This is a genomic window from Streptomyces sp. NPDC017202 (assembly GCF_044331705.1).
Lineage (GTDB): Bacteria > Actinomycetota > Actinomycetes > Streptomycetales > Streptomycetaceae > Streptomyces.
Window position 1 is genome coordinate 14074 of record NZ_JBIRNP010000032.1, and the last position, 25596, is coordinate 39669.

Sequence of the window (25596 nt, forward strand, 5' to 3'; positions counted from 1 at the left end):
TCGGGACACCGTCACGGGCAGGGGGCGCCACGCCGTGGACCCGGTGATCATCGTCGGAGCGGGGCCCGTCGGGCTCACGCTCGCCCTGGCGCTGGCGCGTCAGGAGGTGCCCTCGGTGGTCCTCGACGAGGGGCCGGGCAAGGACGAGCCGCGGCTCGCGCGCACGGTCGTGCTCCGCGAGGACACCGCCGCCCTGCTCGAGCGGCTCACCGGCACCCCGCTCGCCGGGGCGGGCGTCCGCTGGGCCGGTTGGCGGTCGATGCGGCGCAAGCAGGTGACACAGGAGATCACGTTCGACGACGCCGACCCGGCTCCGCTGCACATCCCCCAGCACCTGCTGACCGACACCCTGCGCGCGGCCCTGGCCGGCGAGCGGCTCGTCCGCGTCGCCGTGGAGAGCCGCCTGGACGGCCTCGAGCAGGAACCCTCCGGGGTCACGGCCCACACCCGCGGCCCCAAGGCCACCTGGTGGCGCGGCAGTCACCTGGTGGGCTGCGACGGCCCCCGCTCCACGGTCCGCAAGCTCCTCGACATCCGCTTCCCCGGCCGTACGGCGGTGGAGCGGCACGCCGTCGCCGCGCTGCGCACGGAACTCCCCTGGGACGACCGGGCGTTGCTCCACCGGACACCCCCGTGGCGGACCTCCGGCCCCTCCGCCGGGGAGATCACCGGACGTCCGCTGCCGGAAGGCGTCTGGCGCCTGGACTGGCTGCTGCCGCCCGGCAAGGACCTCGTCACCCCCGAACTGCTGGTCGCCCGCGTCCGCGAGACCCTCGCGGGCTGGAACGGCGGCACCACCCCGGCGTACGAGCTGCTCGACACCGGTGTCCACACCGTCCACCACCGGCTGGCCCGCCGCTGGCGCGCCGGGCGGGTCTTCCTCGCCGGGGACGCCGCCCACCTCCTCGGCGCCTTCGGCACCCAGGGGCTGGACGAGGGCCTGCGGGATGCCGACAACCTCGCCTGGAAGCTGGCCCTGGCCTGGCACCACGGCCCGCACGAGGCACTGCTCGACAGCTACCAGGCGGAGCGGCGCGCGGTCGTCGCCGCCCGGCTGCGCGCCGCCGACCAGATCCTGCCGACACTGCGCGGCGGCCCCGGCATAAGGGCGTACGTCCCCGGCGCCACCCGCGCCCACGACGCCCTGCTCACCGACGGCCACCTGGGGCGCGGCCGGCTGGGCGCGCCGGGCGCGTACGCCGCCTCCCCGCTCGCGCCCCGGAGCCTGGAGGCGGAGGTGCCGGTGGACACGCCCCCCGGCGCACCCGTCACGGACGTCCGCGTCACCGCCGAGGACGGCTCCTTCGTACGGCTGCGGGACCGGCTCGGCCGGGGAGCCCTGATCGTCCTGCTGATCGCGCCGGGCACCGGCGTCTGGGAGCGCCGGCACTGGGTGGGCGCCGGGATCATGCCCCGGCTCGCCGCCGCGGTGACGGCGCTGCCGAGCCCGGCCGAACTGCTGGTCGCCGAGAGCTATCCGGGCGCGGCCGCCCACACCGTCCTGCTGATCCGGCCCGACGGCCACCTGGTCACCGCGCTGAGCGGGGTACGGCCGGCCGATCTGTACGCGGCGGCGGAGGCAGCGGTGGGAGGAGCCGCGGAGGAGGAGGCCGAGGCGGGGGCCGGGGCCAGGTGAGGAGCCGCGGAGGCGGGGGCGGGGGAAGCGGGCGGGAAGGGGCGGGAGCCGAGAGGTGGGGCCCGGTGACGTGACCGGGAGGGGCTGGAGGCGGCGCCGTCGACGGGGTGCCGGACATCCCTGTCCGGTGTGATGATCCGCTGATCCGCCTCACCGTCACACCGGGGTCCACATGGTGACGGTCGGTTGACCGGCTCACCCCGGCATGGTCTACTCCCGATCGTGACCGACACCTGTGTGCGCCTGTGGCGGAGGGTCCATATGGACCTCGTCCGCTATGCGGGCTGCGTGTGTCGTCCGTCCTGCTGAATTCGCACCCCCTTTCCCCAGGCGCGCGCCGCCGCGCTCTCGTGCGGCCGCACGCTCCCGCGAACGCCCCAGGACGGTACCCGTGTCTGTCTTCCCCTCCGCGTCCCCCGCGCTGTCCGCATCCGTCGCCGCGCCCACGCAGGCGGATCTCCTCGACTTCGTACGGCGCACGGCCGCCGACACCGCGCTGATCGCCTCGCTCCCCCTCGATCCGGAAGGGCGCACCTGGGTGCGCCTGGAGGGCCCCGGCGGCAGCGAGGCCTGGCTGATCGGCTGGCCGCCCGGCACCGGCACCGGCTGGCACGACCACGCCGACTCGGTGGGCGCCTTCCTCACCGCCCGCGGCGAGCTGAAGGAGAACTCGCTCGCCGCGCGGCTGCCCACGGACGGCTGGAAGACCCTGGAACTGTCGGAGGGCGTGGACCGGGAGCGCCGGCTGTCGGCCGGGAAGGGGCGCGCCTTCGGACGCCACCACGTCCACGAGGTCCTCAACGAGTCCCTCGACGAGCACGCGGTCTCCGTGCACGCCTATTATCCGCCCCTGCCGAGGATCCGGCGGTACAGCCGCACGGGCCAGGTGCTGCGCCTGGAGCAGGTCGAGCGGCCCGAGGACTGGCAGTGAGCGGCGGCGCGGCGGGCGGTGACGTGGCGATGGGTGCCGCGCGGGAAGGCGCCGGAGGGAAGGACGAGCGGCCCGTGGGCATCGACGAGTTGCTGGAGCGGGTACGGGCCGGGTACGCGCGCGTGGAGGCGCGGGAGGCTTACGAGGCCGCCCGCGCGGGCGAGGCACTCCTCGTGGACATCCGGTACGCGGCCCTGCGCGAGCGGGACGGGCTGATCCCCGGCGCCCTGGTCGTCGAGCGCAACGAACTGGAGTGGCGGCTCGACCCGCAGGGCAGCCACCGTGCCCCCGAGGCCACCGGTCACGACCTTCGGATCGTCGTGATCTGCAACGAGGGCTACGCGTCGAGCCTGGCGGCCGCGTCCCTGCACCAGCTGGGGCTCAGGCGGGCCACCGACCTCGTGGGCGGGTTCCAGGCGTGGCGGTCGACGGGGCTGCCGGTGACGCACTAGAGAACGGGCGTCTCAGGAACGGGCGTCTCGGGAACGGCCGCCGTGGCAGCGATCCTCCAGGACTCATCGGAGCGGGGACAGTCGCGGCACGCGCGCGTGGGATCAGCCCTCGGGCGGGCGGTACAGCGGGGCGGTGTCCGCGTTGTCCCTGGTCACCGACCGCACCCCGGGTCTCGTCGTTCTTGTCGGCCCTCTCGTGACGGAGCAGGGAGACGACGTTCTCCACGGCCGGTTCTCCACGGCCGGTTCTCCACGGCCGGTTCTCCACGGCCGGTTCGCCGCTGTCCGTCGCCGAGTCGGAGACGGTGGCGGCGAAGCGGCCGTCCTTCAGGGCGGCCAGCGCCTCGTCGGCGCCGTTGACCGTCACGATCCTGACGTCCTACGTCCTGGGCACCGGCCGCGTCGACGAGCCTCTGACGCCGGACCGTCCGACGGACGGGAAGGCGCCTTCGTGGGGACTGTCACCCCTGCGGGAAAGTCGGCGAGGCACGGCACGACCACCCGACCTGACGGGTCGTCGGCAAGGAACCGCGGGAGAGGAGGAGCCCACGCCTCCGTCTCCGCCGCCCCGGCCCCTCTCGCCCTCGCCCTCGCCCTCGCCCTCGAAGGATTCCGTTCCGGAGGTCAGAGATCCCCGTCCTCCAGGAATTCCGTGTCCTCGCCCTCCTCCTCGAGCGCCTGCCGGACCACTCGCAGGGCCATGCCCTGGGGATAGCCCTTGCGCGCGAGCATCCCGGCGAGACGGCGCAGCCGCTTGTCACGGTCGAGTCCACGGGTCGAGCGCAGCTTGCGGGCGACCAGTTCGCGGGCGGTGGCCTCCTCCCGCTCGGGGTCGAGCCGGTCGACCGCCTCGCCGATCAGGGCCGGGTCGACGCCCTTGGTGCGCAGCTCCTGTGCGAGCGCCCGCCGGGCCAGACCGCGGCCGTGGTGCCGGGACTCCACCCAGGCGTCCGCGAAGGCGCTGTCGTTGATCAGTCCGACCTCCTCGAACCGTGAGAGCACCTCCTCCGCCACGTCGTCGGGGATCTCCCGCTTGCTCAGGGCGTCGGCGAGCTGCTTCCGGGTGCGCGGGGTCCCGGTGAGCAGGCGCAGGCAGATCGCCCGTGCCCGCTCAGCCGGGTCCCCTGAAGACTCCCCCTTCTCGGCCCTCGACGAGGCAGAGGTGTCTTCGTCCTCGGCGGACGGTTCTCCGAAGCCGCGCCGACGGCGCCCGCCCCGCGAACCGTCCTGGCCACCGCGTCCTCCGCGGCGGCCACGGGACCGGCCTGCGCCGGCCGATCCGTCGTCCCCGGGGAACCCGCTGTCCGGCCGGTCTTCATCGCCCCGGGCCAGGCCGTCACCGTCCCCGCTCCCCGGCAGGGGGAGGATTCCGGGGCGGGCGTCGTACTCGGCCCAGTCCGTTCGTCGTGTCACGGGTCGGCTCAGCTCTTGGCAGCCGCGGCCTTGGTCTTGGTGGCCTTGGCTGCGGAAGCGGGAACCGTCTTGACCGCGTCAGCCGCCGGTGCGCCCGGGGTGGCCGCGTCATCCGTGCCCGTGGCCTCGGCGGGCTGCTCGGGGCGTACGCCCACCCCCAGCTTTTCCTTGATCTTCCTCTCGATCTCGTTGGCGAGGTCGGGGTTGTCCTTGAGGAAGTTGCGGGCGTTCTCCTTGCCCTGGCCGAGCTGGTCGCCCTCGTACGTGTACCAGGCGCCGGCCTTGCGGACGAAGCCGTGCTCCACGCCCATGTCGATCAGGCCGCCCTCACGGCTGATGCCCTGCCCGTAGAGGATGTCGAACTCGGCCTGCTTGAAGGGCGGCGCGACCTTGTTCTTGACGACCTTGACGCGGGTGCGGTTGCCGACCGCGTCGGTGCCGTCCTTCAGCGTCTCGATGCGCCGGATGTCGAGCCGTACGGAGGCGTAGAACTTCAGCGCCCGGCCACCGGTCGTGGTCTCCGGGGAGCCGAACATCACACCGATCTTCTCGCGGAGCTGGTTGATGAAGATCGCGGTGGTCTTGGACTGGTTGAGCGCGCTGGTGATCTTCCGCAGGGCCTGGCTCATCAGACGGGCCTGCAGACCCACGTGGCTGTCGCCCATCTCGCCCTCGATCTCCGCACGCGGGACGAGCGCGGCGACGGAGTCGATGACGATCAGGTCGAGGGCCCCGGAGCGGACGAGCATGTCCACGATCTCCAGGGCCTGCTCGCCGTTGTCCGGCTGGGACAGGATCAGGTTGTCGATGTCCACGCCGAGCTTCTGCGCGTACTCGGGGTCGAGGGCGTGCTCGGCGTCCACGAACGCCACCTGGCCGCCGGCCCTCTGGGCGTTCGCCACCGCGTGCAGGGTCAGGGTCGTCTTGCCGGAGGACTCGGGTCCGTAGACCTCGATGACACGGCCGCGCGGCAGACCGCCGACGCCGAGGGCCACGTCGAGCGCGGTCGACCCGGTCGGGATGACCTCGATGGGCTCCTTCGACCGGTCACCCATGCGCATGACCGCGCCCTTGCCGAATTGCCGTTCAATCTGTGCGAGTGCGGCGTCCAGGGCCTTCTCGCGGTCGGTGCCTGCCATGGGTTCCACCCGATTTGCTTGAGTCGATCGCTTCACGTCAAAGACGCTAACGCCTGCCACTGACAATGCGCCTCGACGTCGGCCCGGCCTGTGGATAACTCGGACATTCACCCACTCAAACCGGGACGAAGTGTCCGCCGATAGCCTCGCCGGAGCTTCCATCAGAATGGATGTTCGATTTTCATGTCAAGCGCACCCCGCGGCCTCTCCGAGCCTGCGTCCGCGCATCCGCGACACCCCTGCCCTCGCATCGGTCTCGTCGCGACGGCCCCGTGGAAGAACCCCTTGCCGGTCAGCGGACCCGTGGGGGCGGATCTGCGCCAGGTGTCAGCGGGACCCTTCTCCCGGACCGGCCGTCCGCTCCCGCGCCCTCGTCCACAGCTGTCGCGCGCGCGTGAGCGGATTCGGTCCCTCACCCCGTCTCCGGTGCCCGTGCACACGGGGATCGTCCGTGACGTCGTAGCGCTTCACATAGGCGCCGAGGAACGCCTGGAGCGTGGCGACCGCGGGGATCGAGATCAGTGCGCCGACCGCGCCGAGCAGCGCGGTGCCGGCGATGACCGAGCCGAAGGCCACGGCGGGGTGGATGTCGACGGTCTTCGAGGTGAGCTTCGGCTGCAGCACGTAGTTCTCGAACTGCTGGTAGACCACGACGAAGATCAGTACCCACAGCGCGTACCAGGGGTCGACCGTGAAGGCGATCAGCATGGGCAGCGCACCCGCGAGATAGGTGCCGATGGTCGGGATGAACTGCGAGACCACGCCGACCCACACGGCGAGCACGGGCGCGTAGGGGATACCGAGGACCTGGAGCAGTACGTAGTGCGCCACACCGGAGATCAGGGCCATCAGACCACGTGAGTACAGGTAGCCGCCGGTCTTGTCGACGGCGATCTCCCACGCCCGCAGCACCTCGGCCTGCCGGGCGGGCGGCAGGATGGAACACAGGGCGCGCCGCAGCCGGGGCCCGTCGGCGGCGAAGTAGAACGAGAACAGTCCGATCGTCAGCAGCTGGAAGAGACCACCGAGAACCTGCGTGGAGACGTCCAGGACACCGGCCGCGCTGTTCTGCGCGTACTTCCTCAGCCAGTCGGAGTGGAGCAGGCCCTCCTGGATGTCGACCCGCCTGAGGTCGGTGTGGAACGTGGTGTTGACCCAGTTGATCACCGAGTCGAGGTACTGCGGGAAGCCCTCGATCATCTTGATGATCTGCCCGGCGAGCATCGAACCGAGCAGCGTGAAGAAGCCGGCGAACACGATCAGCAGACCGAAGAAGACGAGGAAGGTGGCGAACCCCCTGCGTATGCCGCGCGCCGCCATCCGGCTCACCGCCGGTTCGGCGGCGAGGGCGAGGAAGAAGGCGATGAGGATGTTGATCAGCAGGCCGATGACCTGGTGGAAGGCCCAGGTGCCCAGCTGGAACGCACCGACCAGGGCGAGTGCGAGCACCATCGCGCGCGGGAGCCAGCGCGGCATCCGCGCGCTCGGCGCGGTGCCGGCCGGCGGCCGAGTGGGCGGCGTCGGGCCCGACGGGGGTGCCTGCGGGCCGACGCGCCCGTTCTCGTCAGTGGGTGCCACGGACCAAGTCTCGCCCACGCCACCGACAGTCGGTGACCCCCCTGCGGTCTTCCCGCCGCATCAGTGCCTCTCCCGCGGAACGTTCATCACCGCGCACACCACACGCCAGACGTCCTTGGCGTCCCAGCCGGACGCCAGCGCCTCGTGCACGGTGCGCCCGCCGAGTTCCGTCATCACGTGATCACGCGCGAAGGTCTCGGCGTACCCCGTGCCGAAGTGCTCCGCCATCCGCTGCCAGAAGACCGTCAACCGCATGACACCAGTATCCCGCGCCCGGGGGTGGCCACGGCCGGGACCGCCTGCGGAGACCGCTTTCCGGCCTACGGTCTGACCCATGGTCGAATCCGGAGCATCCCCACTCCCCCCGACGCCGTCGGCGCGCTCCCCGCTCTTCCGCGCCGAGCACTTCGTCTGGCTCACCGCGCGCGTGCTGGAACAGCGTCTCTTCGCACACCACTTCCTCCATGGCGCCGCCGACCCCGTGGAGAGGGCACTCGACGCGTACCGCAACGAGGACGGCGGATACGGCCACGCGCTCGAGCCCGATCTCCGCGGCCCCGTCAGCCAGCCCCTGCACACCGCCCGCGCCCTGCGCGTCCTGGACTCGCTCGGCCGCTGCGGCGGGCAGCGCGCGGAACGGGTGTGCCGCTACCTCACCTCCGTCTCCACCTCCGACGGGGCCCTCCCGGCGGTCCTTCCCAGCCAACGCGGCTACCCCGCCGCCCCGTTCGTCCCGATCGTGGACGACCCGCCCAGCGAACTGCTGGCGACCGGTCCGGTGGTCGGTCTGCTGCACCGCAACGAGGTCTGGCACGCCTGGCTGTTCAGGGCGACGGACTTCTGCTGGCGGGCGGTCGACGCCCTGGAGACGTCCCACCCGTACGAGATCCAGGCCGCCGTGGTCTTCCTGGACTCAGCCTCGGACCGCCCGCGCGCGGAGGCGGCCGCCGACCGCCTGGGCCGCCTGGTGCGCGAGCAGCGGCTCGCCGTGCTCGACCCGGACCGCCGGGACGCGTACCCCGTCGCCCCCGGCTACGCGCCCGGCGAGCACCACTTCCCGTACGACTATGCGAAGACACCGGGTTCGCTCGCGCGGGCGTGGTTCACCGACGCCGAGATGGCGGGCGCCCTGGACTTCCTCACCGGCGAGCAGCGGGAGGACGGCGGCTGGCCGATCCGGTGGCGCCGGTGGGCGCCGGGCACGGAGCTGGAGTCCCGCCCGGCGGTGACGATCGAAGCGCTGAGCACCCTCCGGTCGTACGGCCGCGCCATCGGCTGACCCGGCGCGCCGGCACGGGACGGTACGGGACCCCCGAGGACACCCGCCCTCATCCGCCCTCACCCGCCCAGGGCCCGTACCCCCGCCGTGACTGCCACGGCCGCCGCGACGACGAGCAGGAACGGCGCCCGCAGGACGAGCGCCACGGCGGCCGCGGCGAGCCCCGCGGCCTTGGCGTCGAGCACGAGGGACCGGCCGTCGGCGAAGGTCTGCTGGGCCGTGAGGGCGGCCAGCAGGGCGACGGGGAGCAGGGCCGCGAGCCGCCGCACGAGAGGCCGTTCGAGCACCCCGGCGGGCACGAGCAGGCCGGTGAGCTTGACGGCGTAGCAGCCGAGGGCGGTCGCGCCGATCGCGATCCAGACGTTCACCGGCGCTCCTCCTCCGCCTCGCCCCGCGCGCGGCCCTGGCGTCGGCCCTCGGCCCACAGGGCGAGCGGCGCGGCGAGAGCGGCCACCAGGACGGGCACGCCGCCAGGCAGGACGGGCAGCAGGCCGAGCCCGAGAAGGACCGCGAGCGCCGCGGCGACCCGCTCGGTGGTGGACTTCAGCATGGGCGCGAGCAACGCGAGGAAGACGGCCGGGCCGGCCGCGTCGAGCCCCCACGCGTCGGTGTCCCCGATGGCTTCCGCACCGAGGGCACCCAGCAGGGTGGTGAGGTTCCACAGCACGTACAGGCTGAGTCCGGTCACGGCGAACCCGATCCGCGCGCCTCGTCGATCGCGTTGCGCCAGCGAGACGGCCGTGGTCTCGTCGATCACCCACTGCGCGGCGAAGGGGCGCACCGCGCGCGGGAGGGCCAGCAACTGCGACAGGCGCAGACCGTAGAAGGCGTTGCGGACGCCGAGGAAGAAGGCGCCGGCGGCCGCCGTGAGCGGGTTGCCGCCCGCCGCGAGCGCCCCGACGAGCGCGAACTGGGACGCGCCGGTGAACACCAGGAGGCTGAGCGCGCAGGTCTGCCACACCGTGAGTCCGCTGCCCGCCGAGGTCACCCCGAAGGCGAACCCGGAGAGTCCGACGGCGATCCCGACCCCGAGGGCGTCCCGGACGACGGCGGCGTCCGGCCTTCCTCCCCGGTCGTCCCGTATGTCTGCGAGAGCTGTCTGTTCTGCCACCTGTCCGACGGTAGGAGCAGCCCGTCCCGCGCGTCTTGTACGTTCTTGCGCTCCCGCTGGTACGCCCCCGGCGGCACGCCCACGATCCTGGCGAAATGACGGTTGAGGTGCGGCTGATCGGTGAACCCCACCGCGAGCGCCGCCTCCGCCGGGGCGGTCCCGGCGTCCAGCAGGCGCCGTGCCCGCCTGACCCGGGCGTCGGTGAGCCAGGTGTGCGGCGGCATCCCGTAGGCGTCCCGGAACGCCCGCAGCAGGGCGAAGGGGCTCGTCCCGAGGTCGCCCGCGAGCCGCTCCAGGGTCGGCGGATCGACGAGCCGCTCCTCCAGCACGGCACGCGCGCGTGCCGCCGTGCGGGCCCCGGCCGTGCGCGTCTGCCGGCCGGGCAGCGTCCCGCCGTTCAGCCGCAGCAGCCGTGTCACGGCGACCCGCAGCAGGGTGTCGGCGGCGAGCGCGTTGCCCTCGTCGGCGGCCCGGAGGACCTGGTGCACGAGCGCGACGGCGTACGGATCGTCGAGCACGGGGCTGACGAACCCCGGAGTACCGCGCAGGGTCGTCGTCTCCGCGGCGATGGCGGCCACGAGTTCGGGCGACGGGTACACCGCGCCGTACCGCCAGCCCTCGGGCACACCGGCCCGTCCGGTGTGCGGGGTGTCGGGATTGACCAGAGCGAGCGTTCCCGCACCCGCGTACTGGTCACCGCCCCGGTGCTGGAAGACCTCCAGCCCCTCCGCGATGCCCGCGATCACGAAGTGCTCGTGCGTGTGCCGCACGAAGTTCTTCCGCACGTACCGGGCCCGCAGCAGGTCCACACCGGGCAGTTCCGCGTACTGCCAGTGCCGCGCCACCTCACGAGTTCCCGCCACACCCCCATTCTCCGCGACGCGGACCCGAGACCTCCGGATGCCTCCGCTCCGCGCCGGGCGACAGGCACCCTCACTTCGCCCCTGCCGTACCCGCGCTCCGCCGCCGCGCCGCCCGAGGCGGACCCGCAGCCCACCGGCACCCCGCCCCGCCCCGCCGTACCCGCGACCCGCCGCCGTTCCGGACCACCCCGCGCCGACATCCGTGACCCGGATCGGATCACGACGCGAAACCGCAGGTCAGGCGCGTTGTCAGTACGCGGGTGCAGGATGGACGCATGGTCGGCAAAGCACATCGAGCCCTGGACGGCTTCTCCCCCGCGACCCGCGCCTGGTTCACGGGGGCGTTCTCCGCGCCCACCGCGGCCCAGGCGGGCGCGTGGCGGGCCATCGGCGAGGGCTCGGACGTGCTGGTGGTGGCCCCGACCGGCTCCGGCAAGACCCTGGCCGCGTTCCTGGCGGCCCTGGACCAGCTGGCCTCGACGCCGCCGCCGGCCGACCCGAAGAAGCGCTGCCGCGTGCTGTACGTGTCACCGCTCAAGGCCCTCGCCGTCGACGTCGAGCGCAACCTGCGCAGCCCTCTCACCGGCATCCGCCAGGAGTCCGTGCGCCTGGGACTGCCCGAGCCCGAGATCAAGGTCGGCATCCGCTCCGGTGACACGCCGCCCGCCGAGCGCCGCGCTCTCTCCACGCGCCCTCCGGACATCCTGATCACCACCCCGGAGTCCCTGTTCCTGATGCTGACGTCGGCCGCCCGCGACGCGCTGACCACCATCGAGACGGTGATCCTCGACGAGGTCCACGCTGTGGCGAGCACCAAGCGCGGCGCCCACCTCGCCCTCTCCCTGGAGCGCCTGGACGAGCTCCTGCCGAGGCCGGCCCGCCGTATCGGCCTCTCGGCCACGGTCCGTCCGGTCGACGAGGTCGCCCGCTATCTCTCCCCGCGCCGCAAGGTCGAGATCGTGCAGCCCGAGTCGGGCAAGGAGTTCGACCTCTCGGTGGTCGTCCCGGTGGAGGACCTGGGCGAGCTGGGCGGCTCCCCGGTCGCCGACGGTTCCGAGGGCGCCGAGCGCCCGTCGATCTGGCCGCATGTCGAGGAGCGCATCACCGACCTGGTCCAGGCCCACCGCTCCACGATCGTGTTCGCGAACTCCCGGCGCCTGGCGGAGCGCCTGTGCAACCGGCTCAACGAGATCGCCTACGAGCGGGCCACCGGAGAGCCTCTCGACGAGCACCACGCCCCGGCCGACCTGATGGGTGGCTCGGGGGCGGCCCAGGGCGCCCCGGCGGTCATCGCGCGCGCCCACCACGGCTCGGTCTCCAAGGAGCAGCGTGCCCTGGTGGAGGAGGACCTCAAGGCCGGCCGCCTGCCCGCGGTGGTCGCCACCTCCAGTCTGGAGCTGGGCATCGACATGGGCGCGGTCGACCTGGTCGTCCAGGTCGAGTCCCCGCCCTCGGTGGCCTCCGGCCTCCAGCGCGTGGGCCGCGCGGGCCACCAGGTCGGAGCGGTCTCCACCGGTGTGGTCTTCCCGAAGTACCGGGGTGACCTGGTCCAGGCCGCGGTGGTCACCGAGCGCATGCGCACGGGCTCCATCGAGTCGCTGAGGGTTCCGGCGAACCCGCTGGACGTGCTGGCCCAGCAGCTCGTCGCGATGACCGCGATGGACACCTGGCAGCTGGACGACCTGCTCGCCCTCGTCCGCCGCGCCGCCCCCTTCGCCTCCCTCCCCGAATCGGCCTTCACGGCGGTCCTGGACATGCTCGCCGGCCGGTACCCGTCCGACGCCTTCGCCGAGCTGCGCCCGCGCGTGGTGTGGGACCGCGTGGCCGGCACGGTCACCGGCCGCCCCGGCGCCCAGCGGCTCGCCGTGACCTCCGGCGGTACCATCCCGGACCGGGGCCTGTTCGGCGTGTTCCTCGCGGGTGCCGACCCCAAGAAGGGCGGCGGCCGGGTCGGCGAGCTGGACGAGGAGATGGTCTACGAGTCCCGCGTCGGCGACGTGTTCACCCTGGGCACCAGTTCCTGGCGCATCGAGGACATCACCCGCGACCGCGTCCTGGTCTCGCCCGCTCCGGGCGTGCCGGGCCGCCTGCCGTTCTGGAAGGGCGACCAGCTGGGCCGCCCGCTGGAACTGGGCCGCGCGGTCGGCGCGTTCCTGCGCGAGGTCGGCTCGCTGCCCAAGGACGACGCCAGGCTGCGCCTGCTCACCGCCGGCCTGGACTCCTGGGCCGCCGACAACGTCCTCTCCTACCTGGACGAACAACGCCAGGCCTGCGGCCACGTCCCCGACGACCGCACCATCGTCGTGGAGCGTTTCCGCGACGAGCTGGGCGACTGGCGGGTCGTCGTGCACTCCCCCTTCGGCGCCCAGGTGCACGCCCCCTGGGCGCTCGCCCTCGGCGCCAAGCTGTCCGAGCGGTACGGCATGGACGCCCAGGTGATGCACGCCGACGACGGCATCGTCCTGCGGCTGCCCGACGCCGACCTCATGGGCCTGGACCTGATCGACCAGCCGCCCCCGAAGGCCGGCACGGAGTACGACGCCGAGCGGGCCCCGATCGGCGCGGCGGACGTCGTCTTCGACAAGGGCGAGGTCGACCAGGTCGTCACCGACCAGGTGGGCGGCTCGGCCCTGTTCGCGGCCCGCTTCCGCGAGTGCGCCGCCCGCGCGCTGCTGCTGCCGCGCCGCAACCCCGGCAAGCGCACCCCGCTGTGGCAGCAGCGCCAGCGGGCCTCCCAACTGCTCCAGGTGGCGAGCGAGTTCGGCTCGTTCCCGATCGTCCTGGAAGCGGTCCGCGAGTGCCTCCAGGACGTCTTCGACGTCCCCGGACTCGTCGAGCTGATGGGCGACCTGGAGTCCCGCAGGGTACGCCTGGTCGAGGTCACCACCACGGAGCCGTCCCCCTTCGCCCGGTCCCTGCTGTTCGGCTACGTCGCCCAGTTCCTCTACGAGGGCGACTCCCCGCTCGCCGAACGCCGCGCCGCCGCCCTGTCGCTGGACTCACGGCTGCTGGCCGAGCTGCTCGGCCAGGCGGAACTGCGCGAACTGCTCGACGCCGAGGTGCTCACCGAACTGGAGCGGGAACTCCGGTGGCTGACCGAGGACCGTCGGGTGAAGGACGTCGAGGGCGTCGCGGACCTCCTGCGCGTGCTCGGCCCGCTCACCGACGCGGAACTGACCGAACGGGGCGCCGAGCCGCACTGGGCCCACGAGCTGGCCGCGGCCCGCCGCGCCATCAGGGTCCGTATCGCCGGCGCCGACCACTGGGCGGCCGTCGAGGACGCGGGCCGCCTGCGCGACGCCCTGGGCACGGCACTGCCCGTCGGTGTGCCGGAGGCCTTCACCGAACCGGTCAAGGACCCGCTCGGCGACCTCCTCGCCCGCCACGCCCGCACCCACGGCCCGTTCACCTCGGCCGACGCCGCCGCCCGCTTCGGCCTGGGCGTCGCGGTCACCGAGGGCGCCCTCCAGCGGCTCGCGGCGGGCGGCCGCGTCGTCCAGGGCGAGTTCCACCCGGCCGGCATCGGCCAGGAGTGGTGCGACGCGACCGTCCTGCGCAGGCTGCGCCGCCGCTCCCTGGCCGCCCTGCGGCAGGAGCTCGAGCCGGTCCCGCCCGCCGCGCTCGCCCAGTTCCTCCCCCAGTGGCAGCACATCGGCGCGGGCCACTCCCTGCGCGGCACCGACGGCCTGGTGCGCGCGATCGAGCAACTCCAGGGCGCGTCCGTGCCCGCCTCCGCCCTGGAGAAGCTCGTCCTCCCGTCCCGCGTCAGGGGCTACGCGCCGGCGATGCTCGACGAACTCACCGCTGCGGGAGAGGTCCTCTGGGCCGGCGCGGGCGCCCTGCCCGGCAAGGACGGCTGGGTGTCCCTGTACCTGGCGGACGCGGCACCGCTGCTCCTGGCCCCGCCGCACCCCCTGGAGCTGACGGCACTGCACCAGTCCGTCCTGGACACCCTCGCCGGGGGCTACGGGCTGTTCTTCCGGCAGATCGCCGACCAGGTCCGTGCCACCACCCACCCCGACGCCACCGACCCCCGACTGGCCGACGTGGTCTGGGACCTGGCGTGGTCCGGCCGCCTCACCAACGACACGCTGGCGCCGATGCGCGCCCTGCTGGGCTCGGGCCGTACGGCCGGCGCCACCGCCCACCGCGCCAAGCGCGCGGTCCCCCGGGGGCGGTACGGCTCCCTCACCGCCGCCGCCCGCCCCGCGTCCCGCGGCGGCCCCCCGACGGTCGCCGGCCGCTGGTCCCTCCTGCCGGCCCACGAGCCCGACCCCACCGTCCGCGCCCACGCCCTCGCCCGCACGCTCCTCGACCGGCACGGTGTGGTGACCCGGGGCGCGGTCGCGGCCGAGGGCGTGGAGGGCGGTTTCTCGGCGACGTACCGCATCCTGTCCGCCTTCGAGGACAGCGGCCAGGCCCGGCGCGGCTATGTCGTGGAGGGGCTCGGCGCCGCGCAGTTCGCGATGGACGGCGCCGTGGACCGCGTCCGGGCGGTGGCCACCGCCCGTGACCGCGGCGAGCCGTCACCGGGCCCGACCGGCGCCCGGGGCGCGTGGGGCACCGGTGCCGCCCTGCCCACCCCGACCGGTCCGGACCGGCCCGACGCAACCGGTGGCGGTGACGGGGCGGACGGCGCCCACACCGGGCCCGGCGCCGACGACCCCTTCGCCGTCCCCGACGGATTCCCCCCGGCCGACCTCGACTGGGACCTCCCCGGAGCCCTCGGCACCGCCGGCTCCCCGCCGGCTCCCGGCGAGTGGGTCTCACCGCGCGACTTCGCGAACTCCGGCACCGGTGGCCCCCGGGGCGGCAGTGGGTACGCGTTCGCCGGCCGAGGCCCGCGCACCCCGTCGCCCGCCTCCCGCGGCGTCGTCCTCGCCGCGGCCGACCCGGCGAACGCGTACGGCGCCGCCCTGCCCTGGCCCGAGCCGCCGACCGGCGCCGGACACAAGCCGGGCCGCAAGGCGGGCTCGCTCGTGGTGCTCGTGGACGGCGAACTGACCCTCTACATGGAGCGCGGCGGCAAGACCCTGCTGGCCTGGCCCGCCGCTCCGGACCACGCCGACTCGCCCGCCGAAGATCCCCGGCTGCCCGCGGCGGCGGAGTCCCTCGCCGCGGCCGCCCGTGCGGGATCGCTCGGCACGGTCACGGTGGAGCGCGTCAACGGCACCTCGGCCCTGACTTCCCCCTTCGGCGCCCTTCTGGAAGGGGCGGGCTTCATCGCGACCCCGCGCGGCCTGAGGTTGCGCGCATGAGAAGCCACCGGACGACCGCGGGCCCCGCTCCCGTCGTGCCACCCTTGACGCATGCCTGAAGGTGACACGGTCTGGCAGGCCGCGAGCCGGCTGCGCGGCGCCCTCGCGGGCAAGGTGCTGACCCGCTCCGACCTGCGTGTGCCCCAGTACGCCACCGCCGACCTCACCGGTCGCGTCGTCCTGGACGTCACCCCGCGCGGCAAGCACCTCCTCACCCGTGTCGAGGGTGGTCTCACCCTCCACTCTCACCTGCGGATGGACGGGGCCTGGAAAGTCTTCACGAACGGTCAGCGCTGGACCGGTGGACCGGCCCACCAGATCCGCGCCGTTCTCGGCACCCACGACGGCACGGCCGTCGGCTACCGCCTTCCCGTGCTCGAACTGCTGCGCACCCCCGACGAGGAGCGCGTGGTCGGCCACCTCGGGCCCGACCTGCTCGGCCCCGACTGGGATCCCGACCGGGCCCTCGCCAACCTGCTCGCCGACCCGGCCCGGGCTCTCGGTGAGGCCCTCCTGGACCAGCGCAACCTCGCCGGCATCGGCAATGTCTACAAGAGCGAACTCTGCTTCCTCCTGGGGGTCACCCCCTGGCTCCCCGTGGGCGTCCTTCCCGCGGACCGCGCCGCCGCACTGCCGACCTTCGCGAAGAAGCTCCTGGAGGCCAACCGCAACCGCCCGGTCCGCGTCACCACCGGCCGCAGCGGCCAGGCCCTGTTCGCCTACGGTCGCGCGGGCCGCCCCTGTCTGCGCTGCGGCACCCCGATCCGCGTGGCCGACCAGGGGGACGGCTCCCGCGAGCGGCCCACGTACTGGTGCCCCACCTGCCAGTCGGGCCCGGTCCCGGCACCGGGCTCCCCACCCACGCGCCGCGTCCGCACCCGGCCCACGGATTGACGCCGTTCCGCACCCGTCGCCGACCACCGGGCCACCGCCCCGCGCGAACCAGGCTCACGGGGCCTCAGCACCGCCCTCGAGCCCGCCCCGCTCCTGCCCCTCCTCGCACCCGCTCCCCCGCCAGGCACCCTTCCACCGCCCCGCCGCGAGGGCACCCGCGGCCCGCGACTTGGCCACGCAGTGCACGGGCAGCAGACTCAGCCCCCAGCCACCGGCCGCGACGGCCCCTTCGAGTGCCCCGGCGTCGGGCGCGAGGGCGAGACGCACCGCGGCCCACCACCACACCGCCCCGAGCCCGAGCACGGCCCCCCGGCGCACTATCGGTCCCGCTCCGGCCGTCACCTACGGCCCACCACCGCGGCCCCCGTCGGCCCGCCGTCCGCGACAGCACCGGACCCGCGCACGACGCCGGGGAACCACAGCACGCCGGGGAACCGCAGCACGCCGGAGGGCGGGCGCGGCAGGCACGGCGGGTCCGCGTCGGACAGACGACTCTTCACGGCGTACATCCGCACCTCCGGGTCCATCGGCTCCCGCCCTGACCCTCCACGATGACGGCAGCCCGGAACCCCGGCAAACGGACTCGGAGGACCTGACACAAAAACCCCGACCGCACCCCTCCGGTTCTCCCGGAGAGGCCCCGGTCGGGGCCTCACGGCTGCCGTACGCCTACGCGTACCGGCAACCGTCCTCACGCACGTACTCGTCCCTCACGCACGTACTCGTCGTCGGTCGACGCACCCGGCCAGGGGCACGTCACGCGGCGACCACGTCCACCGCCTCGGCGGGTGCCTTGATGGTCACCCGCTCCGGTGGCACACCGGTCACCGACACGGAACCCAGCATCGGGCGAACCGACGCCGGTACAGGACCGCTGGGGGTGGCCGCAGCCGACTGGGCCAGCTCGGCGAGGGCGAGTTCGTCGCTCACTTCACGCATGAGCTCGGACATCCGTACGTCCAGCGCGTCGCAGATGGCGGAGAGCAGCTCGGAGGAAGCCTCCTTCTGCCCCCGCTCCACCTCGGAGAGATAGCCGAGTGAGACTCGGGCGGACGAGGAGACTTCGCGCAGAGTACGGCCCTGACGCTGGCGCTGCCGACGCAGCACGTCACCCAGCAGGCGACGGAGCAGAATCATCGGTGGCTCCCTCCTCGGACCGCGTAGCCGCATCCTTCACGCCCCACCGTACCGCCTTGCGCCGCGGCCGTGCGGGGAGCGATGTCGTGTTCACTCAGGGCTGCAAACATCAAAACCCCCCGTTCTGTTCCGTATCCTGTGTCCGCTCATTCCCGGTCTGTTCGCCCGCCAGCTCTCTCAGGAGCACTGCGAGTACGCTCCGTACACTCTCTCTACGAATTTCCGCCCGGCTGCCGTTCAACCGCAGGGCCTCCACTTTTCCGCCAGAGGCGGAACCGGAACCGGTCCCCGAGGGACCCGCGACCGCGACGAAGACCGTCCCCACGGGCTGCCCGTCCTGGGCGTCCGGGCCGGCGACCCCGGTGGTCGCGATGCCCCAGTCCGTCCCCAGCGCCCCGCGCACACCGGCCGCCATCTGCGCCGCCACCTGCGCGTCCACCGCTCCGCGTGCGGCCAGCAGGCCCGCGTCCACGCCGAGCAGTTCGTGTTTGAGCGGGGTGGCGTAGGCCGTCACCGATCCCCGGAAGGCCTTGGACGCCCCGGGTACGGAGGTGATCTCCGCCGCGACCAGGCCACCCGTCAGCGACTCGGCGACCGCGAGCGTCTCGCCCCTCACTGTCAGTAGCCGCACCACGTCGGTGGCCGTGGAACTCACGCTCGCGTCTCCTCCGAAGCCGCCCGGCGCTCGGCGATGCCCTGCCGGCGCAGCACAATGGCCTGTCTCACGTAGTCGAGCCCGGTCACCACGGTCAGGACCACCGCGGCGGCCATCACCCACCACCGCAGGGTGGCCAGCCAGCCCGTCAGCGCCAGGATGTACATCCCGACGGCCACGCCCTGGGTGAGCGTCTTCAGCTTGCCGCCCCGGCTCGCCGGGATGACCCCGTACCGGATGACGAGAAAACGCAGCAGGGTGATCCCGAGTTCCCGGCCGAGGATGACGCCCGTCACCCACCACGGCAGGTCGCCGAGGGCGGAGAGGCAGATCAGGGCCGCTCCCATGATCGCCTTGTCGGCGATCGGGTCGGCGATCTTCCCGAAGTCGGTGACGAGGTTGTAGGTCCGCGCCAGATGCCCGTCGAACAGGTCGGTGATCATGGCGATGGCGAAGGCCGCCCAGGCGAACGCGCGCCAGGCCGGGTCGTGCCCGCCGTCGGCCAGCATGAGGGCGACGAAGCCGGGCACCAGCAGGAGCCGGAGCATCGTCAGCAGGTTGGCCACGTTCCAGACGCTGGCCTGGTTGACGGCCGCAGCCGCGATCTTCCCGCCCCGCGCGGGCCTGAGGGTGCCCTGCTCGTCCGGGGTGGCGCCGGTGACGTCGGTGCCCATCTCCGCGGACGCGTCGGCGGAGGCGGAAGCACCGGGGGCGGGGCTCGTGGCAGCCCCCTTGGCCCGCGCGGAGCCTCCCGCGGCCGATGCCGGGACACCCGTCATCTGTCCGCCTCCTCACTACACCCGATCGAGCCCTGGAGGGGCTCGGCCACCAGGTCGACGCCTTCGGTACCGACCACCTTCGCCTCGACCATACGACCGACGCTCAGGCCCTCGCCGCTCGTGAGCAGCACCTGGCCGTCCGTCTCGGGCGCCTGGTGGGCCGCCCGGCCGTACACGCCGTCGGCGGGGTCCACCGACTCCACGAGCACATGCAGGGTCTCGCCCAGCCGTTCCTCGGCGCGCTGCGAGACGAGTTCCTCCGCGAGCCGGGAGATCCGCGCGAGCCGCTCGGCGACGACGTCCTCGTGGAGCTTGTTCTCGTACGTCGCCGCCTCGGTGCCCTCCTCGTCGGAGTACCCGAAGACACCGATGGCGTCCAGGCGCGCGTGGTTCAGGAACCGCTCCAGCTCGGCCAGGTCGGCCTCGGACTCGCCGGGGAAGCCGACGATGAAGTTGGAGCGCACGCCGGCCTCGGGCGCCTTGCTCCGGATGGTGTCGAGCAGTTCGAGGAAGCGGTCGGTGTCGCCGAAGCGGCGCATCGCGCGCAGCACGTCGGGCGCGGAGTGCTGGAAGGACAGGTCGAAGTAGGGGGCGACCTTCGGCGTGGAGGTCAGCACGTCGATCAGGCCGGGCCGCATCTCGGCCGGCTGGAGGTAGCTGACCCGCACCCGCTCGAGGCCGTCGACCTCCGCCAGCTCGGGCAGCAGCGACTCCAGGAGCCGGATGTCGCCGAGGTCCTTGCCGTAGGAGGTGTTGTTCTCGGAGACCAGCATGATCTCCTTGACGCCCTGCTCGGCCAGCCACCGCGTCTCGTTCAGCACGTCGCTGGGGCGGCGGGAGATGAAGGAGCCGCGGAAGGACGGGATGGCGCAGAAGGAGCAGCGCCGGTCGCAGCCGGAGGCGAGCTTGACCGAGGCGACCGGGTTGCCGTCGAGCCTGCGGCGCAGGGGCGCGCGGGGTCCGGAGGCCGGCGCGAGCCCGTCGGGAAGGTCCGCCGGAGCGTGCCCGGGAAGGGCCACCGAGCCGGCCGACTCCTGCCGCTGCGCGGGGCTGATCGGCAGCAGCTTGCGCCGGTCGCGCGGGGTGTGGGAGGCGTGGATGCCGCCGTTGAGGATGGTCTGGAGGCGGTCGGAGATGTCGGCGTAGTCGTCGAATCCGAGGACGCCGTCGGCCTCCGGGAGGGCTTCGGCGAGGTCCTTGCCGTAGCGCTCGGCCATGCAGCCCACCGCCACGACGGCCTGGGTTCTGCCGTGACCCTTGAGGTCGTTGGCCTCCAGGAGGGCGTCGACGGAGTCCTTCTTGGCGGCGTCGACGAAGCCGCAGGTGTTGACGACGGCGACGTCCGCGTCCTCGGCGTCCTCCACGAGCTGCCAGCCGTCCGCCTCCAAACGGCCTGCGAGCTCCTCCGAGTCCACCTCGTTACGGGCGCAGCCAAGGGTGACGAGTGCGACGGTACGGCGTTCAGGCATGGGCTCAAGACTACTTTGTCTGGCTGACACCCCATGTCGACGGGGTTGGTGATCTTCGGGCGGCACGCCGAAGGGGCCGGCGATCACCGCCGACCCCTGTGCGCACCGGACGCCGTCCGCCTCAGCCGGCCTGCGGGTCGCCCTTGGTGTACGTCAGGCGCTCCACGGCTCCGGGCTGGAAGTCGTCGTCGATCTTCTTGCCGTTGACGTACAGCTGGATCGCGCCGGCGTCGCCGAGGACGAGGTTGACCTTCTCGCTGTCCTGGAAGGTCTGGGACTCGCCCTGCTTGAGCAGGCCGTCGAAGAGCAGCCGGCCGTTGTGGTCCTTCGCGGAGATCCAGCTCTTGCCGTCGGTGGCCGTGACCTGGACGGTCACCTTGTCCTGTGGAGCCGCGGCGATGGCGCTGTCGGAGGGCTCCGGCTCCTCGCCGACGGGCTTGTCGGTCTTCGGGGTCGGGGTGGCGGGCGCGCTGCTCGACGGGGTGGTGCCGTCGGCGACGTCCGTGGTGCCGTCGTCGCCCTTGAACGCGGTGAACCCGACGAACCCGACCACGGCGACGATCGCGGCGACCATGGCAGCGGTCCAGTTCGGGCCGCGCCGTTCGGGACGGATGCGTTCCGCCTCGAACATGGGTGCCGCCGGGGTCGGCGCCGGGCGGCCGCCGTGCGTGGCGTCGTACTGCTCGATCAGCGGGGCGGGGTCGAGCCGGACGGCCCTGGCCAGGGTCCGGATGTGACCGCGTGCGTAGACGTCGCCGCCGCAGGGCGTGAAGTCGTCCGCTTCGATGGCGTGCACGATGGCGATGCGGACCCGGGTGGCGGTACTGACGTCGTCGACGGTGAGCCCGGCCGCGATGCGGGCCTGCTGGAGGGCTCGGCCGATGGAGGGGTGGGCTGCCTCGGAAACGTCTTCGAACGGACGCTCGTCTTCAGGGGAGTTGCCGATGGACACGGGGGCGCCTTTCGAGCGTGTAGCCACCTGTGCTGGAGGTTCAGTCTAGGGGGGGTACGAAAGGGAGGGGCAACCGGGCGGTAGGACTTTGTACGCCATCGGTATGGCCGGACACGCCGATGACGGGCAGGTACGACTCCCCTGGGGGAACCGTACCTGTGTTTCTCGCTCAACTTGACGTACGACGAGGGGAAACGGTTGCCCGCCGCTCCCTAACGGGTGAGTCACGAACACCCACCGTCCGCATGTGGGAACCTCTACCCTTCGGACTCCCCGCGGATCACGGCGAGCACTCCGTCCAACTCGTCGGGTTTCACCAGAACGTCACGTGCCTTCGATCCCTCGCTCGGGCCGACGATGTTCCGCGACTCCATCAGGTCCATGAGCCGTCCGGCCTTGGCGAAGCCGACGCGCAGCTTGCGCTGGAGCATCGAGGTCGACCCGAACTGGGTGGACACGACCAGCTCGGCCGCCTGGCACAGCAGGTCCAGGTCGTCACCGATGTCCTCGTCGATCTCCTTCTTCTGCTTGGTGCCGACGGTGACGTCGTCCCGGAAGACGGGCGCCATCTGGTCCTTGCAGTGCTGCACGATCAAGGCGACCTCGGCCTCGGTGACGAACGCGCCCTGCATGCGGGTCGGCTTGTTCGCGCCCATCGGCAGGAACAGTCCGTCACCCTTGCCGATCAGCTTCTCGGCCCCCGGCTGGTCGAGGATGACCCGCGAGTCGGCGAGCGAGGAGGTGGCGAAGGCGAGCCGCGACGGCACGTTCGCCTTGATCAGGCCGGTCACGACGTCCACCGACGGCCGCTGGGTGGCCAGCACCAGGTGGATGCCGGCCGCACGCGCGAGCTGGGTGATCCGCACGATCGAGTCCTCGACGTCCCGCGGCGCGACCATCATCAGGTCGGCCAGCTCGTCGACGATCACCAGCAGGTAGGGGTACGGCTGGAGCTCGCGCTCGCTGCCCTCGGGCGGCTTGACGGTCCCCTCCCGCACCGCGCGGTTGAAGTCGTCGATGTGCCGGTAGCCGTACGCGGCCAGGTCGTCGTAGCGCAGGTCCATCTCGCGCACGACCCACTGGAGCGCCTCGGCGGCCCGCTTCGGGTTGGTGATGATGGGCGTGATCAGATGCGGGATGCCCTCGTAGGCGGTCAGCTCGACGCGCTTGGGGTCGACCAGGATCATCCGCACGTCCTCGGGGGTCGCCCGCATCATGACCGAGGTGATCAGGCAGTTGATGCACGACGACTTGCCGGAACCGGTGGCGCCGGCGACGAGTATGTGCGGCATCTTCGCCAGCGAGTGCATGACGTAGCCGCCCTCGACGTCCTTGCCGAAGGCGACCAGCATCGGATCGTCGTCCTCGGCGGACTCCGCGAGCCGGAGCACGTCGCCCAGGTTGACCATCTCGCGGTCGGTGTTGGGGATCTCGATGCCGACCGCCGACTTGCCCGGGATCGGCGAGATGATCCGCACGTCCGGGCTGGCGACGGCGTAGGCGATGTTCTTCGTCAGGGCGGTGATCCGCTCGACCTTCACGGCGGGGCCGAGTTCGACCTCGTAGCGCGTCACCGTCGGGCCGCGGGTGAAGCCGGTGACGGCGGCGTCGACCTTGAACTCCGAGAAGACGTTGGTGAGCGAGGCGACCACCGCGTCGTTGGCCGCGCTGCGCACCTTGCCGGGGCCGCCGCGCGTGAGGAGGTCGAGCGAGGGCAGCGCGTAGGTGATGTCGCCGGACAACTGGAGCTGCTCGGCACGCGGCGGCAGCTCGCGCGGCGCCTCGGGAGCGGCCTTGGTCAGGTCGGGGACGACACCGGCCTTGGGTTTCTCCTGCCGGGGACGGACGGCCGGGGCCGGCACGGGCGTCGACGGGGTGGGCTCGCGGTCGCCGACGCTCACGCCCTGGGTGAGGTCGGCGACGATCCGGGAGGGCGGCATGCCGTGCAGAACGGCCCCGTCGAGGTCGGCCGCCGCGGCCGCCGCGATGTCGACGGCGTCCCTCTGCCGGTCCATCGCGGGCTGCGGCACTGCCGAACGCCGGGGCCGTCCGCGGCGCCGGCCGAGGGCCTCCTGCTCCGCGCCCTCGGGGTCGTACGCCTCCGGTGCGCCGGAGCGGCGCCGGGGGCGCGCGGGCAGCGCCTCGCGCCACTGCTCGTCGTACCGCTCGTCGTCGCCGAACTCGTCGTACTCCTCGGCCGCCGTCTCGTGCACCACGCCGAGACGCACCCCGAGCTGCCGCAGCCGCTGCGGGATGGCGTTGACGGGCGTGGCGGTGACCACCAGCAGCCCGAAGACGGTGAGCAGCACGAGCAGCGGTACGGCGAGAACCTCGCCCATGGCGTACGTCAGCGGGGTGGCGGCGGACCAGCCGATGAGACCGCCGGCGTCCCTTATCGCCTGCATGCCGGCGCTGCGGGCGGGCGAGCCGCAGGCGATGTGGACCTGCCCGAGCACGCCGATGAGCAGCGCCGACAGACCGATCACGATGCGGCCGTTGGCCTCGGGTTTCTCCGGGTGCCGGATGAACCGTACGGCGATGACGGCGAGCAGGATCGGCACGAGCAGGTCGAGCCGGCCGAAGGAGCCGGTCACCAGGATCTCGACGAGGTCGCCGACCGGGCCGCGCAGATCGGCCCAGGTGCCCGCGGCGACGATCAGCGCGATGCCGAGCAGCAGCAGCGCGACGCCGTCCTTGCGGTGGGCGGGGTCGAGGTTCCTGGCTCCGCTCCCTATGCCACGGAAGACCGCGCCGACGGCGTGCGCCAGGCCCAGCCAGACGGCGCGGACGAGCCGGTAGACGCCCCCGGTCGGACTGGGGGCCGGTTTGGGCGCGGGCTTCTTGGCCGCGGCTTTCCGGACGGGGGCCTTCTTCGCCGGGACCTTCTTGGCGGCGGCCTTCCTCGCCGGAGCCTTCGCGGGAGCGACCGCCTTCTTGGCGGGCTGCTTCTTGGCTGCGGAGGGACGTGAGGCCATGGTGTGAGGTTACCGGGGGAGACGGCAGGGGACACGTGTGACCGCTGCTTCACCCGTTCGTGTCGCTCCCGGAGGGGCGCGGAACTGACGCGCGCCCTCGCCCGGCTGACAGCCGCTCACGCACAACTGGGGCACCGCCCGTGCCCGTTGCGGTTCAGTTCTGCGACGTCACGGGAGGCGGGCCGCTTCCGGTGCCGGGCTCCAGCGCGTCCAGCGCCCGACGCAGACCGGTGAGTTTGCGCTCCAGGTGCGCCGCCGTGGCCACCGCCGCAGCGTCCGCCGACTCGTCGTCGAGCTGCTTGGACAGGGCCTCGGCCTGCTCCTCGACGGCCGCGAGCCGCGCGGACAGCTCGGCCAGCAGCCCGGCCGCCTCCTTGACGCCGCCGTCCGCCGCCCTGCCTCCGCCGCCCTCCAACTGGAGCCGCAACAGGGCCGCCTGCTCGCGCAGCTGGCAGTTCTTCATGTACAGCTCGACGAACACGGAGACCTTCGCGCGCAGCACCCACGGGTCGAACGGCTTGGAGATGTAGTCCACCGCCCCCGCCGCGTATCCGCGGAAGGTGTGATGCGGGCCGTGGTTGATCGCCGTGAGGAAGATGATCGGGATGTCCCGGGTCCGCTCCCGCCGCTTGATGTGCGCGGCCGTCTCGAAGCCGTCCATTCCCGGCATCTGGACGTCCAGCAGAATGACCGCGAAGTCGTCCGTCAGCAGTGCCTTGAGCGCCTCTTCCCCGGACGATGCCCGCACCAGCGTCTGATCGAGCGCCGAGAGGATCGCCTCCAGCGCCAGCAGATTCTCCGGCCGGTCATCGACCAGGAGGATCTTGGCCTTCTGCACCATGGCCCGCCCTCCTCGCCCCGGCAGTGCACCGGGCGCCGCCCCTGGGGACGACTCCTTTGCGCCGCCCTTCCTTGTGCCGGTCATGGTAGCCGCACCCCGACCGTCGCCACACCCTGTCACCGTGATGTCACTGTGCACGTAGCAGGAACGCGGCAGAAGACCAGAAGGTTCCCCGCATCCCGCCCCTCTACACACTTCCGGACACCATGAGTCAACAACTCCCCGCGTTCCCGC

22 protein-coding genes are annotated in these 25596 nt (G+C 72.9%); 7 read left to right on the forward strand and 15 right to left on the reverse strand.

The annotated features are described in order from the left end of the window. Positions 1-34 precede the first annotated feature (34 nt). From ACH4N1_RS33340 to ACH4N1_RS33355, 4 genes are all read left to right on the forward strand, one after another. The gene (locus ACH4N1_RS33340) at positions 35-1636 is read left to right on the forward strand and encodes an FAD-dependent monooxygenase (RefSeq protein ID WP_398103944.1); all 1602 of its coding nucleotides are present in this window, start codon (positions 35-37) and stop codon (positions 1634-1636) included. 237 nt (positions 1637-1873) lie between these two features. Next, entirely contained in the window at positions 1874-1945 is a 72-nt protein-coding gene (locus ACH4N1_RS33345; RefSeq protein ID WP_309544753.1) for a putative leader peptide, read from the forward strand. Between the two features lie 82 nt (positions 1946-2027). After that, a complete protein-coding gene (locus ACH4N1_RS33350) occupies positions 2028-2567 on the forward strand; it encodes a cysteine dioxygenase (RefSeq protein ID WP_398103947.1) in 540 nt (179 codons plus the stop codon). 29 nt (positions 2568-2596) lie between these two features. Next, a complete protein-coding gene (locus ACH4N1_RS33355; RefSeq protein ID WP_398104002.1) occupies positions 2597-3019 on the forward strand; it encodes a rhodanese-like domain-containing protein in 423 nt (140 codons plus the stop codon). 624 nt (positions 3020-3643) lie between these two features. On the opposite strand, the gene recX is transcribed toward ACH4N1_RS33355, so the two are convergent. From recX to ACH4N1_RS33375, 4 genes are all read right to left on the reverse strand, one after another. After that, positions 3644-4432: a recombination regulator RecX gene (gene recX, locus ACH4N1_RS33360; protein WP_398103950.1), complete on the reverse strand. Its 789-nt coding sequence runs from the start codon at positions 4430-4432 to the stop codon at positions 3644-3646. 8 nt (positions 4433-4440) lie between these two features. Then, positions 4441-5571, reverse strand: coding sequence for a recombinase RecA (gene recA, locus ACH4N1_RS33365; RefSeq protein WP_398103953.1), 1131 nt, complete (start codon positions 5569-5571; stop codon positions 4441-4443). 327 nt (positions 5572-5898) lie between these two features. Beyond that, a complete protein-coding gene (locus ACH4N1_RS33370; RefSeq protein ID WP_398103956.1) occupies positions 5899-7149 on the reverse strand; it encodes an AI-2E family transporter in 1251 nt (416 codons plus the stop codon). A gap of 60 nt (positions 7150-7209) precedes the next feature. Further along, positions 7210-7404, reverse strand: coding sequence for a DUF3046 domain-containing protein (locus tag ACH4N1_RS33375; RefSeq protein WP_398103959.1), 195 nt, complete (start codon positions 7402-7404; stop codon positions 7210-7212). A gap of 79 nt (positions 7405-7483) precedes the next feature. On the opposite strand from ACH4N1_RS33375, the gene ACH4N1_RS33380 reads away from it, so the two are divergent. Beyond that, positions 7484-8428, forward strand: coding sequence for a hypothetical protein (locus tag ACH4N1_RS33380; RefSeq protein WP_398103962.1), 945 nt, complete (start codon positions 7484-7486; stop codon positions 8426-8428). A 59-nt stretch (positions 8429-8487) separates the two neighbouring features. Here the strand turns inward: ACH4N1_RS33380 and ACH4N1_RS33385 are convergent, their stop codons facing one another. From ACH4N1_RS33385 to ACH4N1_RS33395, 3 genes are read right to left on the reverse strand one after another with little or no spacing between them, the layout of a single operon-like run. Further along, a complete protein-coding gene (locus ACH4N1_RS33385; protein WP_398103965.1) occupies positions 8488-8796 on the reverse strand; it encodes an AzlD domain-containing protein in 309 nt (102 codons plus the stop codon). Continuing rightward, on the reverse strand, positions 8793-9512 hold the full coding sequence (locus tag ACH4N1_RS33390; protein ID WP_398104005.1) for an AzlC family ABC transporter permease: 720 nt from the start codon (positions 9510-9512) through the stop codon (positions 8793-8795). Before ACH4N1_RS33390 ends, ACH4N1_RS33385 begins: the two co-directional genes overlap by 4 nt. Beyond that, positions 9413-10402 carry an AraC family transcriptional regulator gene (locus tag ACH4N1_RS33395; RefSeq protein WP_398103968.1) on the reverse strand — a complete coding sequence of 330 codons (990 nt, stop codon included), beginning with the start codon at positions 10400-10402 and terminating at the stop codon, positions 9413-9415. The genes ACH4N1_RS33390 and ACH4N1_RS33395 overlap by 100 nt, the downstream gene beginning before the upstream one ends. A 275-nt stretch (positions 10403-10677) precedes the next feature. Here ACH4N1_RS33395 and ACH4N1_RS33400 point away from each other — a divergent pair, with 275 nt between their 5' ends. Further along, entirely contained in the window at positions 10678-15660 is a 4983-nt protein-coding gene (locus ACH4N1_RS33400; protein ID WP_398103971.1) for an ATP-dependent helicase, read from the forward strand. Positions 15661-15711: 51 nt separating this feature from the next. Beyond that, positions 15712-16554, forward strand: coding sequence for an Fpg/Nei family DNA glycosylase (locus ACH4N1_RS33405; protein ID WP_398103974.1), 843 nt, complete (start codon positions 15712-15714; stop codon positions 16552-16554). Positions 16555-16608: 54 nt separating this feature from the next. On the opposite strand, the gene ACH4N1_RS33410 is transcribed toward ACH4N1_RS33405, so the two are convergent. From ACH4N1_RS33410 to ACH4N1_RS33445, 8 genes are all read right to left on the reverse strand, one after another. Next, positions 16609-16857 (reverse strand): hypothetical protein, encoded by a 249-nt coding sequence (locus tag ACH4N1_RS33410; protein ID WP_398103977.1) that lies wholly within the window; start codon positions 16855-16857, stop codon positions 16609-16611. A gap of 453 nt (positions 16858-17310) precedes the next feature. Continuing rightward, positions 17311-17691 carry a helix-turn-helix transcriptional regulator gene (locus tag ACH4N1_RS33415; RefSeq protein ID WP_366061117.1) on the reverse strand — a complete coding sequence of 127 codons (381 nt, stop codon included), beginning with the start codon at positions 17689-17691 and terminating at the stop codon, positions 17311-17313. Positions 17692-17800: 109 nt separating this feature from the next. Continuing rightward, positions 17801-18346 carry a CinA family protein gene (locus ACH4N1_RS33420; RefSeq protein ID WP_398103980.1) on the reverse strand — a complete coding sequence of 182 codons (546 nt, stop codon included), beginning with the start codon at positions 18344-18346 and terminating at the stop codon, positions 17801-17803. Beyond that, positions 18343-19125 carry a CDP-diacylglycerol--glycerol-3-phosphate 3-phosphatidyltransferase gene (gene pgsA / locus ACH4N1_RS33425; RefSeq protein ID WP_398103984.1) on the reverse strand — a complete coding sequence of 261 codons (783 nt, stop codon included), beginning with the start codon at positions 19123-19125 and terminating at the stop codon, positions 18343-18345. The genes ACH4N1_RS33420 and pgsA overlap by 4 nt, the downstream gene beginning before the upstream one ends. Beyond that, the gene (gene rimO, locus ACH4N1_RS33430; protein ID WP_366061120.1) at positions 19122-20594 is read right to left on the reverse strand and encodes a 30S ribosomal protein S12 methylthiotransferase RimO; all 1473 of its coding nucleotides are present in this window, start codon (positions 20592-20594) and stop codon (positions 19122-19124) included. The genes pgsA and rimO overlap by 4 nt, the downstream gene beginning before the upstream one ends. Positions 20595-20715: 121 nt before the next feature. Further along, positions 20716-21546, reverse strand: coding sequence for a helix-turn-helix domain-containing protein (locus tag ACH4N1_RS33435; RefSeq protein WP_398103987.1), 831 nt, complete (start codon positions 21544-21546; stop codon positions 20716-20718). Positions 21547-21803: 257 nt separating this feature from the next. After that, positions 21804-24521, reverse strand: a complete 2718-nt coding sequence (locus tag ACH4N1_RS33440; protein WP_398103990.1) for a DNA translocase FtsK — start codon at positions 24519-24521, stop codon at positions 21804-21806. A 154-nt stretch (positions 24522-24675) separates the two neighbouring features. Continuing rightward, the gene (locus ACH4N1_RS33445; protein ID WP_398103993.1) at positions 24676-25362 is read right to left on the reverse strand and encodes a two-component system response regulator; all 687 of its coding nucleotides are present in this window, start codon (positions 25360-25362) and stop codon (positions 24676-24678) included. Positions 25363-25596 lie beyond the last annotated feature (234 nt).